This is a genomic window from Sorangium sp. So ce117 (assembly GCF_051524395.1).
GTDB classification, from domain to species: domain Bacteria; phylum Myxococcota_A; class Polyangia; order Polyangiales; family Polyangiaceae; genus Sorangium; species Sorangium cellulosum_B.
In genome coordinates this window covers 2,730,980-2,747,511 of sequence record NZ_CP150309.1, presented here as the reverse complement: position 1 = coordinate 2,747,511, position 16,532 = coordinate 2,730,980, and the positions used below count along the sequence as shown (strand labels likewise).

General features: G+C 69.6%; 13 protein-coding genes. 7 read left to right on the top strand and 6 right to left on the bottom strand.

Annotation, left to right across the window (positions count from 1 at the left end; translation table 11 throughout):
• Nucleotides 1-2: 2 nt before the first annotated feature.
• Complete coding sequence (locus tag WMF46_RS10380) at nt 3-1,493, bottom strand: multinuclear nonheme iron-dependent oxidase (RefSeq protein WP_437985466.1); 1,491 nt, start codon at nt 1,491-1,493, stop codon at nt 3-5.
• 101 nt (nt 1,494-1,594) lie between these two features.
• On the opposite strand from WMF46_RS10380, the gene WMF46_RS10375 reads away from it, so the two are divergent.
• Nucleotides 1,595-2,572: a D-2-hydroxyacid dehydrogenase family protein gene (locus WMF46_RS10375; protein WP_437985465.1), complete on the top strand. Its 978-nt coding sequence runs from the start codon at nt 1,595-1,597 to the stop codon at nt 2,570-2,572.
• A gap of 23 nt (nt 2,573-2,595) precedes the next feature.
• Here WMF46_RS10375 and WMF46_RS10370 read toward each other — a convergent pair whose 3' ends face one another.
• From WMF46_RS10370 to WMF46_RS10350, 5 genes are all read right to left on the bottom strand, one after another.
• A complete protein-coding gene (locus WMF46_RS10370) occupies nt 2,596-3,519 on the bottom strand; it encodes a Rieske 2Fe-2S domain-containing protein (RefSeq protein WP_437985464.1) in 924 nt (307 codons plus the stop codon).
• A gap of 285 nt (nt 3,520-3,804) precedes the next feature.
• Nucleotides 3,805-4,773: an NAD-dependent epimerase/dehydratase family protein gene (locus WMF46_RS10365; protein WP_437985463.1), complete on the bottom strand. Its 969-nt coding sequence runs from the start codon at nt 4,771-4,773 to the stop codon at nt 3,805-3,807.
• A gap of 299 nt (nt 4,774-5,072) precedes the next feature.
• The gene (locus tag WMF46_RS10360; protein WP_437985462.1) at nt 5,073-6,044 is read right to left on the bottom strand and encodes an alpha/beta fold hydrolase; all 972 of its coding nucleotides are present in this window, start codon (nt 6,042-6,044) and stop codon (nt 5,073-5,075) included.
• 271 nt (nt 6,045-6,315) lie between these two features.
• On the bottom strand, nt 6,316-6,792 hold the full coding sequence (locus WMF46_RS10355; protein ID WP_437985461.1) for a hypothetical protein: 477 nt from the start codon (nt 6,790-6,792) through the stop codon (nt 6,316-6,318).
• 8 nt (nt 6,793-6,800) lie between these two features.
• Nucleotides 6,801-7,070 carry a MoaD/ThiS family protein gene (locus WMF46_RS10350; RefSeq protein WP_437985460.1) on the bottom strand — a complete coding sequence of 90 codons (270 nt, stop codon included), beginning with the start codon at nt 7,068-7,070 and terminating at the stop codon, nt 6,801-6,803.
• Nucleotides 7,071-7,677: 607 nt separating this feature from the next.
• Here WMF46_RS10350 and WMF46_RS10345 point away from each other — a divergent pair.
• The 6 genes from WMF46_RS10345 (at nt 7,678) to WMF46_RS10320 (ending at nt 16,518) form a co-directional block, all read left to right on the top strand.
• Nucleotides 7,678-10,458: a trypsin-like serine protease gene (locus tag WMF46_RS10345; RefSeq protein ID WP_437985459.1), complete on the top strand. Its 2,781-nt coding sequence runs from the start codon at nt 7,678-7,680 to the stop codon at nt 10,456-10,458.
• A 3-nt stretch (nt 10,459-10,461) separates the two neighbouring features.
• Complete coding sequence (locus WMF46_RS10340) at nt 10,462-11,865, top strand: hypothetical protein (RefSeq protein WP_437985458.1); 1,404 nt, start codon at nt 10,462-10,464, stop codon at nt 11,863-11,865.
• Nucleotides 11,866-12,165: 300 nt separating this feature from the next.
• Nucleotides 12,166-12,726 carry an NADPH-dependent FMN reductase gene (locus WMF46_RS10335; RefSeq protein ID WP_437985457.1) on the top strand — a complete coding sequence of 187 codons (561 nt, stop codon included), beginning with the start codon at nt 12,166-12,168 and terminating at the stop codon, nt 12,724-12,726.
• Nucleotides 12,727-12,973: 247 nt separating this feature from the next.
• Nucleotides 12,974-13,648, top strand: a complete 675-nt coding sequence (locus WMF46_RS10330) for an RNA polymerase sigma factor (protein ID WP_437985456.1) — start codon at nt 12,974-12,976, stop codon at nt 13,646-13,648.
• Nucleotides 13,632-14,903, top strand: coding sequence for a hypothetical protein (locus tag WMF46_RS10325; protein ID WP_437985455.1), 1,272 nt, complete (start codon nt 13,632-13,634; stop codon nt 14,901-14,903). Before WMF46_RS10330 ends, WMF46_RS10325 begins: the two co-directional genes overlap by 17 nt.
• Before the next feature lie 148 nt (nt 14,904-15,051).
• On the top strand, nt 15,052-16,518 hold the full coding sequence (locus tag WMF46_RS10320) for a hypothetical protein (RefSeq protein ID WP_437985454.1): 1,467 nt from the start codon (nt 15,052-15,054) through the stop codon (nt 16,516-16,518).
• The last annotated feature ends 14 nt before the right edge of the window (nt 16,519-16,532 follow it).

Here is a 16,532-nt window from a genome sequence, read left to right as displayed (position 1 = left end):
GTCTACCTTCGCGGCTCGATGAGCCGGACCTCGGCGCTCGAGCCAATCCCCTTGATCGCCCAGACTACCCGACCTCCCGGCAGCCGCTCTCGCCGAATGAACGGCAGGAGCCTGGGCCTGACGCTCCCGTCGCCCGAGGGCCCGACGAAGCGGGCGCGGAGCAGCAGGCGGTCGACGATCGCCTCGGGCGCGAGCCGGGCGTCGTCCACCGCCGCCGCGGCGATGCGGAGCGCGTCGGCGACCGCCGTGCGGCTCGGGGCCCGCGGCGACGCCTCGACGCACCGGGCACCCAGGCGCGCGGCCGCCTCGCGGTGAGACGAGAGCCGAGGCAAGAGCGGGAGCGCGTCGTCGACGCGCTTGCGCTGGAGGATGGCGCGCGACCGGGCGACGTCCTCGGCGTCGAACGGAGCCACGGCCTCCGGCGGCGGATCGACGGGTGAGGTGAGCAGCTCGGCCACGCGGGCCTGGACCTCGGCGAGCGCCGACGCCTCTGAGGGAGAGGCATCGGTGGAATTGTACAGCAAGGCGGCGCGAGAGGCGGGCAACCCCGGTCGGGTCGGCAACGCCAACCCCAACCCCGGTCGGGTCGGCGCCAACGTGGGTTCGGCCGGTGTGGGCCCGGCCAACCTGGGTCGGGTCAACGTGGGTCGGGACGGCGCGGACCGGGCGATCTCCCTCGCGGTCGCGATCTCGGCCGCGAGGGCGGCAAAGGGCGGGAAGTCACCGTCGCGCTCGAGGAGGATCGGGAGCGGCCCGGTGCGAGCAACAACCTGGGCGAGCAGCTCGAACACCGGCGCGGGGACCGGATGGGCATGCGTGTCGAAGTAGAAGCCGTGCTCCACGACGCCGCCGGCGATGTGGACCATCGCCACGCGCTCGAGCGGGTAGGAACCGAGGAGCTCCCCCGGATCGACGCCGGCGTTGACGGCGTTCGCGTAGACGTTGCCGACGTCGAGGAGCAGATCGCACCCGGTGCGGGCGACGACCTCGGCATAGAAGTCCCCCTCCCCGAGGGCGTCGCCCGGGAACCGCAGCGTGCACGCCGCGTTCTCGAGCAGCAGGGGGATGTCCGGGAGCGCCCGCCGGGCGGCGGCGACGTTCCTCGCGACGGCGCGCGCCGCCTCGAGTGTGTACGGCAGGGCGGTGAGGTGGCCGATCTCCCGGCCGCCGCCGCGCACGAACGCGACATGCTCGCTCACGACGGGGGCCGAGAGCTCCCGGCAGAGCGCCCCGAGGCGGCGCGCGCGATCCATGTCGATGCCCGAGGCGCTGCCGAGCGAGAGCTTCACGCCGTGGGGCACCACCGGCCAGATGCGGGCGATGGCCGAGGCTTCGCGCCGCGCGGCCGGGCTCGCGAAGCAGGCCTCGGCGACGACCTCGACGAAGTCCACCGCGCCGGGCGCGGACAGCAGATCGGCCGCGAGCTCGGGGCGGAAGCCAACGCCGACGGCGCCGGCGCCGGAGAGGGGCGATCTGGGGGCGGGCACGAGCACGCGGGGACCTGCCTCAGTCTGCCCTCGCGGAGGGATCCGGAACAGAGGCCATCGGGATCGGCTAGAAGTCGAGCTCACCCGAGATGCGAGAGGCAGCACCCATGCGCGTGGCGATCCTCGACGACTACCAGGGCGTGGCGCTCCGGATGGCCGACTGGCGGAGCCTCCACCCGGCGGCAGAGGTGCAGGCCTTCACCGACCACCTCGACGACCTCGAGGCCCTGGCCGCGCGGCTGCGCCCCTTCCAGGCCGTGGTGCTGATGCGCGAGCGCACGCCGTTCCCGCGCGCGCTGTTCGAGAGGCTCGACGGCCTCCGGCTGCTGGTCACGGCGGGCATGCGCAACGCCTCGATCGACCTGGCGGCCGCGACCGAGCGCCGCGTCCAGGTCTCGGGCACCGACATGCTGCCCTACCCGACGGCGGAGCTCACCTGGGGGCTCATCCTCGCGCTCTTCCGGCACATCCCGGCCGAGGACCGCGCCGCGCGCGAGGGCCGCTGGCAGACGACGCTCGGCCTCGGCCTCAAGGGCAAGACGCTCGGGCTCGTCGGGCTCGGCAAGCTCGGCGGCCAGGTCGCGCAGGTGGGCCGCGCCTTCGGCATGGAGGTCGTCGCCTGGAGCCAGAACCTCACCGCCGAGCGCGCCGCCGAGGTGGGCGCCCGGCTCGTCCCCAAGGACGACCTCTTCGCCGGCGCGGATGTCGTCAGCGTCCACCTCGTGCTGAGCCCGCGCACCCGCTGGCTGGTCGGCGCGGCCGAGCTCGGGCGGATGAAGCCGACCGCGTTCCTCGTCAACACCTCGCGCGGCCCCCTCGTCGACGAGGCGGCGCTGCTCGCCGCCCTGCGCGCGCGGCGCATCGCCGGCGCGGCGCTCGACGTCTTCGAGCCCGAGCCGCTCCCCGCGGATCACCCGCTGCTCGCGCTCGACAACACGGTGATCACGCCGCACCTCGGCTATGTCACCGAGGAGGGCTATCGCCTGGTCTATGGCCAGGCGGTCGAGGACATCCGCGCCTTCCTCGATGGCAAGGCGCTGCGGCCCTTGAACCAGCTCCCGGTCGATGTGGCCCCGCTCGGATAGAGGCCGCCGCCGCGCCCCGCGCGTCAGAGGAACTGGCTGCTCCACTTGCGGAACGTCATGATGCCTTTCTCCCCGGCGCACAGGACGGGCTGAGCGCGGTAGATCTTGTTCTCCCAGATCGGGATGTCCTCCTCGAGCTGCCGGCAGACCTCCGCGGCGAGGGCCTGGCCGAGGCGCTGCGCGCCGTCGTTGCGCAGCCAGAAGGCGAAGCGGATGTCGACGAGCTCGTCGTCGATCGGCGTGACCGTGTTCACGAAGAGGAGCTCGACGATGCCGGTGAAGCGGATCGTCCCGTACCCCATGCCGTGGCCTTCCCATGTGATCGTGCCGTCGACCACCCGCCCTCCCGGGCCCTTCTGCTTCACCGCCGACCGCGATCGGAGGATGTGGCCGTCGATCTCGATCTCGGTCCGGGGCGGCTCGAGCATGCCGTGCACGGTGACGAAGTGGGCCGGATCCACGATGTTCTCGAGGGTCTCCTGGATGTGCGTCCGGACCCTCCAGCGCTTGATAAGGTTCAGGGACCACTCCGTCGAGCGCGCCTCGGCGAGCGGCGGGATCTCGAAGGCGGCGGGCTCGCCGCCGAGCGCGTGGTGGACAAGGATCAGGCCGTCGAGCTCCCGTACCTCCCAGGCGCGGGTCCTCGCTTTCGGCGGGATCGTGTCCGCATAAGGGATGTGCACGCACTTCCCTTCGCCGGAGATCACCCATCCGTGGAACGGGCACCGGATGCCGCCCTGCTCGACGCGGCCCCCCACCCCGAGGTGCGCGCCCATGTGAGGGCAGTGAGCGTCGAGGACCCGGGCCTGTCCGTCCTGCGTCCGGAACAGGACCAGATCCTGCCCGAAGCAGCGGAGCGACATGGGCCCGCCCGTGGACAGCTCGTCCGAGGCGGCGACCTGGAACCAGCCTTGGGGGAAGGGCTGAAGAGGGATTCGAGCGCTCACGTGGGTCTCCTCGGCTCAGCGTCTGTCGGGGTCGCCCGCGCGCTCATGCAGCGCCGGGCGGAGGGGCCTTGCGTACCGATGATCGCGGCATGAGCTCGTCATCTTACGAGACCCGGACGCGCCGAGGTACTGCCAAGCTGGCTCCTGCAGGCCTCGCGCGCCCGAGCGGACGGCCGCGCTCCTGCGGAGGCCGCCTGTCCGCCGCTTGCCCTGCCCGCCCGCGAGCTCTCTGTCGATCGCCGCCGGCGGGATCCCCGGTGTTCACCGCCCGCGGCGCGTCCCCTGTCAGCGCGCCGCCGAGAGCTGCTCCAGCCCCTCGTCCACGCCGATGACAGGCGCATACCCGAGCTCGGCGCGGGCGCGGTCGGTCTTCACGGTCACCGAACGCGACATCATGGCGGCGGCGAAGCGGGTCATCGGCGGCGCCCGGCGGACGCCGAGGAGGCGCCATGCGCCCTCGATCGCGGCCGCGAGCGGGAGGACGACGGCGCTCGGGACGCTGCGCCCGGGCAGCGCCACCCCTTGCGTCCGCGCCAGCGCCGTCAGGAACTCGCGAAACGTGCGCGTGCCGTCGTCGGCGACGAAGTAGGCGCGCCCGCCCTGGCCGCGTTCCAGGGCGAGCAGCAGCGCGTGCACGAGGTTCGCGACGTGCGTCGTCGACGTGCGCGCGCCGCCGCCGTCGAGCCACGCGAAGCTCCCCTCCCGCGCCATGCGCAGCACGACAGGCAGCACCGTCGCGTCCCTTGGGCCCCAGACGAGGCGCGGGCGAATGGAGACGGTGGTCATGCCGCCGGGTTCGTTCGCAGCGAGCACGCGCCGCTCCGCCTCTGCTTTCGTCTCCGAGTACAGGAAGCGCTGCCTCTCGGGATAAGGGTGCGTCTCGTCGATATCGATGAGATCGTGGCCATCGAAGAGCGCCGCCTCGGTGCCGACGTGGACGAACCGGCGCACACCGGCGGCGCGCGCCGCGTCGAGCACCCGCGCCGTCCCCTCCACGTTGCCCTCCCAGAACTGCGCGCGCGTCCCCCACTCCTCGACATACGCGGCGCAGTGCACCGCGGCCTCGGCGCCCGCGAGGTCTTCGCCCTTCAGCGCCCCGAGGTCGGTCGCGACCGGCGTCGCGCCATATCGTCGCACGACGTCGGCGCTCCTCGGCGAGCGCGCCAGCGCGCTCACCTCGTGACCGGCGCGCACGAGCCCCTCGATGAGATGGCCTCCGATGAACCCCGAGCCCCCTGTAACGAAGACCTTCATGGCCGCCACGATGCGCGCTCTCTCACCGGATGTCCAACGCGGTCAGCGGCGGCGCCGGGACGGGTGCAGTCGTCGACCGGCTCGAACTGCCGGGGAGGAGTTGACTGAATCGATGTGCCCGCGGGCAATCGGGCATCTCTCCCGGCCCTTTTGTCACAACCTCATGGCAGCCACCCTACCCATACCAGGCTCGGATCGCCGGGGTAACGGCCGGCGCTCGCAGCAGCCCGGCGAGAAGGAGAGGCACTGTCAGCGCCGCCGCGCAGCCGCGCGCGGCAGCCGCTCAGAAGCGGCGCAGCTCAGCGGAGGAAGTCGAGGACATCCTCGTTGAACTTCTCGGGGTTCTCGAGCCACATGAAGTGGCTGCCCCCCTCGTCCGCGCCGAAGATGACGAGCTCGGCGCCGGGGATCTGGTCGGCGACCCACTGCTGGGAGATGGGGTTGAAAATGCTCGTCTCTCCGCCGACGACGAGCGTGGGCACGTCGATCCGCGGGATCACGTCCCTCCAGTCCTGCTCGGCCTGGTCCACGAGCAGCTTGGCTGCGTACTCGCGCGGGAGCTTCAGGTTCTGCTCGACGACGAGGCCGAGCTGATCCGCCGGGTAGCCGGGAGTGAACATGGTGGCCAGGAGCCCGTAGGTCACGGCGATCCCGTCGGGCCCGCGCAGCGCGGCGGCCGTCTCGTGGAGCGTCTGCGGGGTGAACAGGGCCCCCGCCTCGGCCGCCTCTTCCGCGGACCAGTCGGGCCAGGCCGTCATCGCCGGGCCCACGTCGACAAGGATCAGGCGGTCCAGGTCGCGCCCCCCGTAGTTGTCCCAGTAGCTGTAGAGCGCGCCGCACCCCATCGAGTGCCCGAGGACGGAGAGGTGCTTGAACCTCATCCCGCAGATGAATTCGTGAAGATCTCTGCTGAAGCGCGCGATGCGGTAGCCGTGCTCGGGCTTCTCCGACTCGCCATGTCCGCGCCAGTCGAGCGCGAAGACATGGTGGTGCCGCGCGAAGGCGAGGATCTGCGCCCTGTACAGCGCTGCCGACTGGGACCACCCGTGCAGGAGCAGCAGCGGCCTCCCCCTCCCCGCCTCCAGGTAGTTGAGGGCGACCCCGTCGCTCGTCGTGAAGGTCCCGGAGCGGATGCGCGGCGCGGCCGACGCCTCGCCACCGAGCAAGCTCGTGGCGGCCAGCCCCGCGCCGAGACCCACCGCCTGCTTCAGCACCTGGCGGCGGGTAGGGGTCGAGCTGGACGAAGGAGTTCCTTGCTTCTTGTCAGTCATGGTTCTTGATCTCCACTGCCGGCCGCGCGCGCGAGAGGCTGCCCCCCGAGCACACGCCGCCACGGCAAAAAAGAAAGTGTCTCGACGCGACCGCGGCGATCGCCTGGATTGACGATCCTCTCGGCCCCGCCGTCGAGCAGATTGTTCACGAACGGACCACGACCGCAAGTAAATACTAATTATAAACGACCTAAGCAAATCCCCGACGCCGACGTGTGTCTACACAGGAGACAGGCCGCGCGGCGCCGCGAGCGCGACGGCGCGCGCCGTGTCATGCCATGAACCGGACGCAGTGAATCGGAGGGAGGTGGCTTGAGATCGATTGCCATGAATCACGTTGATCCTTGGTGATCCAGAGGGACCCGTCCGAGCGGAACAGCCCACCCGGGATGGTGCCGCAGAAGAGCGTGCCAGGCTGGCTCGGGTGCGTCGCCTCGAGCGACCCGATCTGCTGGAGCCGCCAGGGCCACGGCTGCCCATCCGGCAGGGAGTCCGTCACGCCCTCGGGCTGCTGCGGATAGGCCGGCGTCTGCAGCTCTTCCCATGTCTCGCCGCGATCGCGCGAGCGGCGCAGCTTCACGCCGAAATGGCCGAGGCCGAGCGCGGCGTAGATCGCGCCGTCGCGCGCATCGGACGACACGATCGGCACGGCGTCTCCAAGGAACGATACATGGTAGATGTCCCACCCGGCGCTGCCCCGCTCGATCCGAAACAGGCCTTTGCGCGTCGCGACGAGCAATGTGTCCATGATGTTGTCTACCCTCGAGAGAGCGCCTGCATGACGTAGAGGCTCGTCTGTTCGTTCACCGGCTCGCTCAGGCCAGCGCGGTCCTTGCGCTGCTGGCCATCGACGAAGATCACGACGTGCTTCCGAAGCGCGCCCTGGTCGTCGAGCACGTAGCCGCGCACGCGCGGGTGCAGCGCGAAATAGCTCTCCAGCGCCTCGCGCACCGTCCCGCCGTCGACCTCGATCGCGGGGCATTCCACGTGTCTTGCCAGGTTCTGCGTGAAGGTGATCTGCGCCATCTCGCCAGTTCGCCCAGCGAGCCCGCGGCGCGCCCCCCAGCTCCGGGCGCGTGGTCGATCCGCATCGGAACCGATGCAAGCCCCATGGTGGTATCCGCCTGCCCGTGGCGAGGCTCACCGCCCTGGCACCGCACCTCCGAGCTCGAGCGGTGGCGTCGCGCGCCCCGCGACATGTCACGGAATGCGGCGTGACATGTCACAGGATGCGGCGTGACATGTCACGGCGTGCGGCGTGACATTGAGCGCGTCCGCCAAGTCCGCGGAAGCCGCCGGGGAGCCACGGCCGGCACGGCTGTTGCTAAAAGGACGGTTCAGGAAGCGGATTCATCAGCGCTCCCACCGAGAGCTCAGCCCGTCGCTGTCCGGCGTCGTCGAGACGATCACCGGCGACGGGGCGCCTGCGCCCACCATGGCAGTTCGGCGCATCGTGCAGGGCTCTACCTGCGAAGCAGGGTCTCTGGAACCAGAGCAGGAGGAGCGCCCCGCTGCCGAGAAGGGAATATCGAAGTCAGTGAGAGCAATATTTAGAAAATTATCAGTCGCCGGCACGCTCGCGGTGCTCGGCACCTGCTTCAGCGCCCCAGCGTATGCCGTCGGTAACGGCACCGTGGACACCGGGAACCAGTACCCTCACGTGGTGAGGCTGAACTTTTCAAACGGCTACTGCAGCGGAACGCTGATCACACCGTGGTGGGTGGTCTCAGCGAAGCACTGCTTCCTGAACGACAACGGGACCCTCAAGAACGAGAACTTCAGCGTCTCCCTGGGCACGGATCCCTCCGTGGCCTCGCCCTTCTTCATGCACACGACGGCCGTGTCGGGCCCGGTCTTCGTCGGCTCCATCGTGCCAAACAGCACATGGGACGACGACGAGCGGTCGCGCGACATCGCCGTGTTTCGCCTGGACACCCGGGTCCCGCGCACGCTGGCCCGGCCTCTCCACCTGCCGGACGAGGACGCGTGCGGCTCGGTCTTCGACGGTACCATCGTGGGATTCGGGGGCGACACGGACGACATTCTCGTCTGCAGCGATATCCCCTCCATGCGGCGGTACAGCAGCAGTACGCTCGAGTATGACCGCTCGCACGAGGACTACGGCGACATCTTCTACGACACCTCGATGTGGACGCTGATCAACTGGCCTTGGGTCTGCGACGAGTACGAGGGGAGCTACGGCGGCGACTCCGGCGGACCTCTCCTGGACGACGATGGCAGGCTCTGCGGCGCGGTCAGCGGCAAGACGTTCGGAGGGGCCCTGCCGGGCACCTACTTCCTGGAGAACGTCTTCGCCGCGCTCGACAGCAACCAAGCGCGAAGCTTCATGCTCGGCGCGGTGACCCCCGCCGGCAACAGCATCATCGACGCGAAGGGCAACTTCGACGGTGAGTGCCCGAGGTTCATCGACGAGTGCGACAGGTTCGGCTTTTGCAACGAGACAGACACGGACGTCGACGGCATCATCGACGTGTGCGACAATTGCCCGACGATCGCCAACCCGGAGCAAGCCACCAATCCCAACGATGACGCCGATGGCGACGGCCTCGGCAGCGCGTGCGACATGTGCCTCACCCAGGGGAACGATCAGTGGATAGGGCCGACGATGAACTGCAATTTCGAGGCGGAGCTCGCCGCCTCGTATCCCAACGAGTCCGAGCCGCCCATCATCCGAGCCGACTCGCCTACCCTCGCTGCCGATCTTCAGCTGTACAGGGACACGTTCCGCCCGAACGTGTGCGACCCCGTACCTTGCCCCAAGGCGGACCTGACCGAGGGCGGCTCGCTGCCCGCGGCCGAGATCCCTCCTGTGCCGAACGGCCAGGCCGGCTGCTCCGTGGTGGATCCCTGCCACTGGGAGTTGCGCAACCGGATCAATTTGAAGCCGATACAAGGCAATATCGGCAACGCCAACACGACCGGGACACTCAAACTGAAGTGGTGCGAGTGCCCCAACTACGACACCAACACGCTGGAGGGGCGGCTCGCCTGCGATCACGACGCGCAGGCCGACTGCAGACGAGCGGCCGCCGAGTTCACCACGCACCCGAAGTGGCTCAATCTCTCCACCAAGGCGAGCGGATCGAGCACCGGCGACAACGGGTGGGCGAACGGAAAGAGCGTCGGCGCCTCGTACACTCTGCCGTTCGACGAGAATCCGGAGCTCGTCAAGCGGGTCGTCGACTGGGACTTCCTCGATCTCGGGTCCAGCTACGTCCAGTCGACCCCCTTTATCCGCAGCGTGAAGGGGGTGCTCTTCAGTCACGTGACCAGCTTTTCCCCTATGGCCGGGTACAACCAGACCCAGGCCATCACGTTCGGCAATTACTATTTCTCGGGCAACGCCTCCCTCGTCGCCACGCACAGGCCGATCATCCCGCCCAATGCCATCGACGTGAAAGACAAGTATTTCTGCCCGCAGTGCCCCTTGGCCTTCAGCGACCTGTATAAGATCGATGACCCAGTGATCAATCTGCCCCGGATCTACCAGTCCACGCCGAAGGGGTTGGCGCTCGTGTCCGGCCTCTCCGCCGCCGCGGAGAGCCTCTACGCCAACGCCGCCAGCGGGGCCATCAAATACGTCGCCGCCGCCGAGACGTTCCGGCAGCTCCTCCGCGAGCAGATCCCCGGCGAGACGGTCCTGAGAGCCGTCGCGCTCGACGGCGTGGACAACAACGAGCTCGCAGCTCGGATGGTCAGCACCGAGTTCGACGGGGCGCCGCTCGTCTTGCCTTCCGCTGGCCAGGGCAGCACCATCCCGCTGAATGCGCCTGTGCTGCACGGCAACGAGGCGCGCGTGCTCTCGGCGACCACCCGCCGGCTCCTGGTCATCGGCGGGACCGTCGACGGCCAGCTCGCGTCGCAGCCCAACCCTTCGGCCTGGATGCTCGACGTCGACTCGGAGCTCTGGTCCGAGATCCCGATCCCAGGGAGCACCCTGCCAGGCGCCGTGATCAGCGCGACCTTCCGCCTGGAAGACCGCTCCGTTTACCTGCTCGACAAGGTCGGCGGCGTCCTCAGGCTGAGGCGGTGGCAGCCGCACCGCGAGGTCGAGACGCTGGCCCAGTTCCCGGTGTGGTGGAACGACTTTTCGAAGTACTGGCTGGTCCCGGGCGAGGCGGGCGATCTGATCCTGGCCGCGACCTCCCCCATCACCTCCCCGTTCAATACGACATCGCGGGCGGCGTTCGCTCGGTTCGTCGTCTCCGCGGGCGAGCTCGGATTCGACGGCCTCAAGGAGATGGCGATCTATCTCAAAGGCGCCCCGCTCGTGGGTCGGACCACCATGTCCGTGTCCCGCTTGCTTCCGGATCAGAGCATCTCCACAAACGAGGTGCCGCTGCTGATCGACTTCAACACGCCCTCGAGCACCAAGATGCCCACGGTCTTCTGAGCCATGCAACACGACCTCCTTGCCAGTCTCGCGGCGCGCGCCGTGCCGCTCTTCTTCTCCTTTTCGGCCCTCTCGGCGAGCTGCTCTCGCGGCGCGCCGGAGCCTCCGAGCCTCGACGGCGCCGGCGGACATACGGCGGCCGGTGACGCGGGCCAGGGCAGCACGCACGCGTCCGGGACTGCAGGCGAGGCGGCGACCGGCGCCAGCGTCCCGGGCGACGCTGGCCCGGACGCTCCCCCTGATGCGCCCGAACATCCAGGGGACAGCACCTGGAGGGCCACGCGTTGGCTCGACCGGTGCCAGATCGACGTCGCCGACGAGCCCAGCAAGGCGCTGCCGTCCTTGCGCTGGGAGCAGTGCCCGGGCAGCGCTCCGGGCTGCACGTCGCTCGTCGTCCACTGGGATGCCGACGCGTATCCACGAACCGCCTCGCCGAGCGTCGTTCGATGGGGCGACGGCTACCGCGTCGGGCTGTACCTCCAGTACCGGGGTGAACGACGGACCGGCGTCTACGACGCCGACGGGACACCGCTCGCCGCATGGCGCTTCAGGGACCTCGAGCCGACCGTGCCCGAGGCCAACCCGAGACAGGAGTACTGCATACCGACGGTGCCCAACGTCGGTCATGAGCGGGTCTGGCTCGGCGCGCAGAGGGTGGGCGTCGAGGCGCCCGGCTCGGCCTACCTCGTCTCCGGCTACGACGCGCTCGCCACCGCGAGCCAACCCATCCCGGTCGACGCGCTGAGCCAGGGCCTCCACACGAGCGACGACACCTTCGCGCTATCGGGGCCCGGGCCCGGCACGGTCAACATCTACGACAGGATCAGCAACCAGGCCAAGACGTTCGGTCGCCCGTCAGGCAACGGCGCGCCATCGTTCGATCAGATGTATCCAGTCGGCGATCATGCGCTCGGCCTGGCGGTCCTCGAAGACGCTACGTCCGAGGGGTGGATCTGGAGCCGCCAGACCCACACCATCGAACCGCTGCTCCGGGCGGAGTCGCCTCGGGTCATCGCCGACGTCAAGAGCGACGGGCAGACGCTCGTGTGGCTGGAGGCGGAGCCCTACTCCGACGACGGGTTCTACGGGGCGTCCAGCCTCTGGACCAGCCCCTTCGCGGCGACGAAGGCGGATCTCGCTCCGAAGAAGCGCCGGCCGGGCCCTATCATCGGATACCCCATCTCGGCCGCCGGCGAAGGCTTCTATGCCGTCTACGCGATCGGCGAGAAGGTGATCCACGTCTACCGCCTGTCCGACGCCCATCACTGGTCGTTCAAGACGCCTCCCGAGCTCTTCGACATCCAGGACATCGCTCACGTGGACTCCCGCGAGGTCTGGGTCTGGGTCCGAGGCGGCATCGTGCGCCAGGCGATCTCGGAGCTCGGCCCCGGCGATCCCGCCCCGTGATGTCCGCCCCCCACCCCCGGGACGAGCCTGGACGATAACGCGGCAAGCCCCATGGAGGGGTCCGCCTGCCCGTGACGGGGCTCACCCCCCTGGCGCTTGCGGCCGCACAAGCGGCGGTACGGGTCCAGGGGTCGTGCGCTCCCGCGACACCTGGCTGGCGGGAAGCCTGCCTGGCTGGTAGTAGCCTCGAGCTGGTAGCAACCTCGTGAGCCCCCTCCTCTCCGCCGCGGCGTCGTGGGAATGCGCATCACGCCGCCCGCTGGCTCGAGCGGAGAGGGGCTATTGCCTTGGAGAGCAGACATGTTGAAGGTGGCGATCATCCTGGGGAGCACGCGGCCGGGCCGCAACGGCGAGGCTGTCGCGAAGTGGGTGCACGACGTGGCGACGAAGAAGGGCGGCGCCGACTACGAGCTCGTCGATGTCAAGGATTTCGACCTGCCGTTGCTCGACGAGCCGGCGCCCCCGTCGATGGGACAGTACACGAAGCCTCACACCAAGGCGTGGGCGGCGAAGATCGATTCGTTCGATGCCTTCGTGTTCGTCACGCCGGAGTACAACCACGGCACCTCGGGCGCGCTCAAGAACGCGATCGATTACCTGTACAAGGAGTGGAACAACAAGGCGGCTGGCTTCGTGAGCTACGGCAGCGCGGGAGGCTCACGCGCCGTCGAGCACCTCCGGCTCGTGATGGCCGAGCTCCAGATCGCGGACGTGCGCGCGCAGGTCATGCTCTCTCTGTTCGACGACTTCGAAAATTTCAGCGTGTTCAAGCCCCGCCCCCGCCACGAGAAGTCCGCCTTCGCCTTGCTCGATCAGCTGCTCGCGTGGGCCGGAGCGATGAAGGCGCTGCGTACCGGGTGAGCAAGGCGCGCTCGCGGAGCCTCACGGGCCCGACGACGCCGATCCGCAGCGATTCTCGTGACATTCGCCGATTCTACCGCGGACGTTGCAGGAGGGTACCAGGAGCACCCCGTGGAGGGGAAATCGGCGCCTGAGACCGCCGACAGGAAACCAGCGCCGACCTCGATTGTGTAGGGTGTCAGATGGCGCAACCCTTGGTCGGCTCGTGGGGCTTCACGGCGGACGGGACCCTCGCTCGGAGGCGCCGGTGAACCTCGCCGCGCGGCCTCATTTCGAGGGCCAGACCCGGGCGGAGGAGCTGCTCCCCCCTCCCGGGGACGGAGGCCGGAGCGCTCCGCCGGACGACATCGCCGTGCCTTCGGAGCGGAAGCTCCCACCCGCCGTGACGCAGCGCTCCGGCGAAGCGGCGCACGAACTCGGCGCGCTCTACCGCAACCACCATCGCTTGGTGTACCGCCTCGCGCTCCGCTACGGCCGCGGCAATGTGGCCTGGGCAGAGGACGTGACGCAGGACGTCTTCCTCGACCTGATGAAGGCGCTCGAGACCCTGACCGAGCGAGACAACCTCGAGGGGTGGCTGTACAGGACGACCTCGAATCGCTGCCTGAACCGGCTGCGCCGGGACCGATTCCTCGCGCTCCCGCCCATCCGCTGGCTGCTCGGGCAAGGCGGGGGCGAGCGCAGCCCCCTCGATGAAGTGACGATCGCGCGCGACGATCTGCGCCGCGCGCTCGAGACGCTGGGCACGCTGCCTCCCAAAGAACAGGTCGCTTTCTCGATGTTCTATCTCGACGGCAAGGAGCAGGAGGAGATCGGGGAGATACTCGGCCACTCCAAGGGATACGTTTGCAAGCTGATTCAAAAGGCGGTTGCGCAGCTCCGCGACGCCGGATGGGAAGTGGGCCATGACGCGAAACCGTGATCTGCTCGCGTTGCTGCGCGAGGTGGACGAGCAGCTCGCCGCGGTGAAGCCGTCGCCTCGGCTCGAGGCGCGCCTCGTCGCGGAGCTCGACCGGCGCGGGCGGCGGCCTTTCATGGGCGGGAGCGGGGGGCGCTCGCTCGTGCTGGCGCTGGGCGCCAGCGCCAGCATCGTCGCCCTGGGCACCGCGCTCCAGGGCCTCACACCCGGCTCCATCTTCACAGAGCGCCCCGTCGAACAAGCGATCGAGTTCGCGGGCGATCCGCCTCCCGCGGACGGCGGGCTCCTGGAGCGCACGCCGGCCCACGGCCCGACGGCGCCGCCTCCCCGGATCCGCGCCCCGCTCCTCCAGGAACCTCCCCGCCGGCTCGCTCCGGCGCCGCCCGTTCCGCGCAGCGCCGTGCCCCCGCGGGACGCGAACGACACCCCAGGGCTCCTGGACGACAGCCGGCTTCCGGTCGACCGCACCTCGCCCCCGCCGGCGCGCGGGCGCGTCGAGCCGCTGACCCCCCCGCAGACGCTGGGCCGGAGATGGGTCGATGGCCAGGAAGGGCTATCTCCTCTCGCGCAGCGCGGCCCTCACGCCGCGCTGCGCCGAGGCTCCGGAGGCGTCCCCGCGGAAGCGGCCGCGCACGAGGGCGAGAGCGGAGAAGGCACCCGTGCCACGGACGCCGAAGGACCCGCGACCGAAGATCCGGCGGCCCCGCGGGACGAGGCGCTCTGCCAGACGGCGGACGCGTTGCGGCGTGAGGCCAGGGCACGGTGCGAGGCGCAGGGCCTCATCGTCGCGGATCTGACGCTGCTCGATCCCTGCAATCAGGGGAGCTACCTCGACGCCGAGTACACGTGCGGGAGGATGGCGCTGACCACGTGCTGGAAAGGGGTGCTCGGCGACGGCGTCACGTGCTTCGACACGACGTATGTCAAGGACGAGGTCTACATGATGTGCAGGGAAAGGGACACGGAGCTCCGCTCCCTCGATCAGGAGCAGCCCGACGGGGACTGCGGTGATCACGAGACGACCAGGGTCTACTACGAGTGCTGTCCCCTGGGGGATCCGCTGCCTTCGCCGTCGTGCTGGACGAGCGAGATCGACTTCGGTGAGGCATGCCAGCCGTACGAGAAGCTGGATGCCGAGGCCACGGCGCTCTGCAGGGGCAATGGCCACTATCTCTTCCGTCGCGTGTTCGGGGACAAACACGTCGCCTGCACCGACGCCACGGCCACGAGCCTGAGCTACACCTGCTGCCCCTTCTGATCGCGAAATCGCCCGCCCGAGGAAACCGCCGGCCTCGTCGCGGTTGATAGATGGAGAGCGACACGACGGAGAGGGCGCGCTGACCCGAGCTCGAGCGGCGCGCGTTCGGAGCTGTCCGGCGCAACGCCGGCTTTCACGGAGGATCACGATGCGGACTTCCCTTGCGATAGGTCTATTGCTCAGCGTCTCGATATCCAGTCTCCTCGTCGGCTCGGGGTGCACCATCACCCTGGCGCCGGATCCCGATCCACCAGCGGGCTCGACAGGCGGGGAAGGCGGGAACGGCGGGGACGCGAATCAAGGGGCGGGCGGCGGCGAGGACCCGGGGTCGGAGGGCGGTGGGGGAACGTTGCCTCCCCCGCCCTCGGCGTGCTGGCTCGGGGATATGGGCGACGGATTCACGTGCCACGACACGGCCACGCTCCGGGATCACGCCCAGGCGAGGTGCGCGAGGATGGGCGCGGAGCTCGCGAGCTTCGTGAGCGACACCCTCAACCCGAGCTGCGCCGAGCACGAGAGCAGCGAGGTGGTCTTCGAGTGCTGCGGCGGCGAGCCGCCGCCGCCGCCGCCGCCGCCGAATTCGTGCTGGAAGGGCGAGCTGGGCGACGGGTCCTCCTGCATCGACCTGGGCGCCATCAAGGATCGGGCCTACGCGATGTGCGAGAGCGCGGGCGCCCAGCTCACCTGGCTCGACGCCCTGCCGGACCCCGGGCGCTGCGGTCCGAGCCAGGCCACCAAGGCCACCTTCGAGTGCTGCGGCTCCACGCCGCCGCCCCCTCCGCCGCGCGCGTGCTGGAAGGGCGAGCTGGGCGATCGCAGATCCTGCGTCGACCCCTCCGCACTCAAGGACCAGGCCTATGCGGCGTGCTCGCGCTCGGCCGCAGACCTCACCTTCTTCGATTACGAGCGGAACAACCCGAGCTGCGCAGCCCACGAAACCACCTGGGGTTACTTCGAGTGCTGCGGTAGCGAGCCTCCTCCTCCGCCGCCTCCTTCGTCCGGCGCGTGCTGGAAGGGCGAGCTGGGCGATGGCCTCTCCTGCGTCGACCGCTCGGCCATGAAGGATCGGGCCTATGCGACGTGCGTGAGCGCAGGCGCCAGGTTCACCTCCTTCACTTACGAGGAGGAAAACCCGCGTTGCACCGGCTACGAGACCAGCAAGGCCGTCTTCGAGTGCTGCGGTAACGAGCCGCCTCCGCCGCCGAGCACGTGCTGGAAGGGCGAGCTGGGCGATGGCCTCTCCTGCGTCGACCGCTCGGTCATGAAGGACAAGGCCTATGCGACGTGCGTGAGCGCAGGCGCCGAGTTCACCTCCTTCACGTACGAGGAGAACAACCCGCGTTGCGCCGGCACCGAGACCAGCAAGGCCTACTTCGAGTGCTGCGGCGCCGAGCCGCCGCCTCCTCCGCCGGACGCCTGCTGGGGTGGTTCTCTGGGCGACGGCTCCTCGTGCATCGACATGGCCGCCCTCAAGGAACGGGCCTACGCCACGTGCGCGAGCGACGGCGCGGAGCTCGCGGCGTTCGACTACGGGTACGATGGTCGCTGCGCCGCCCACGAGTCGAGCTACGCAAAGTTCACTTGCTGCGCCTCGAAGACGCCGCCCCCTCGGTAGCGCCGGCGCGACAG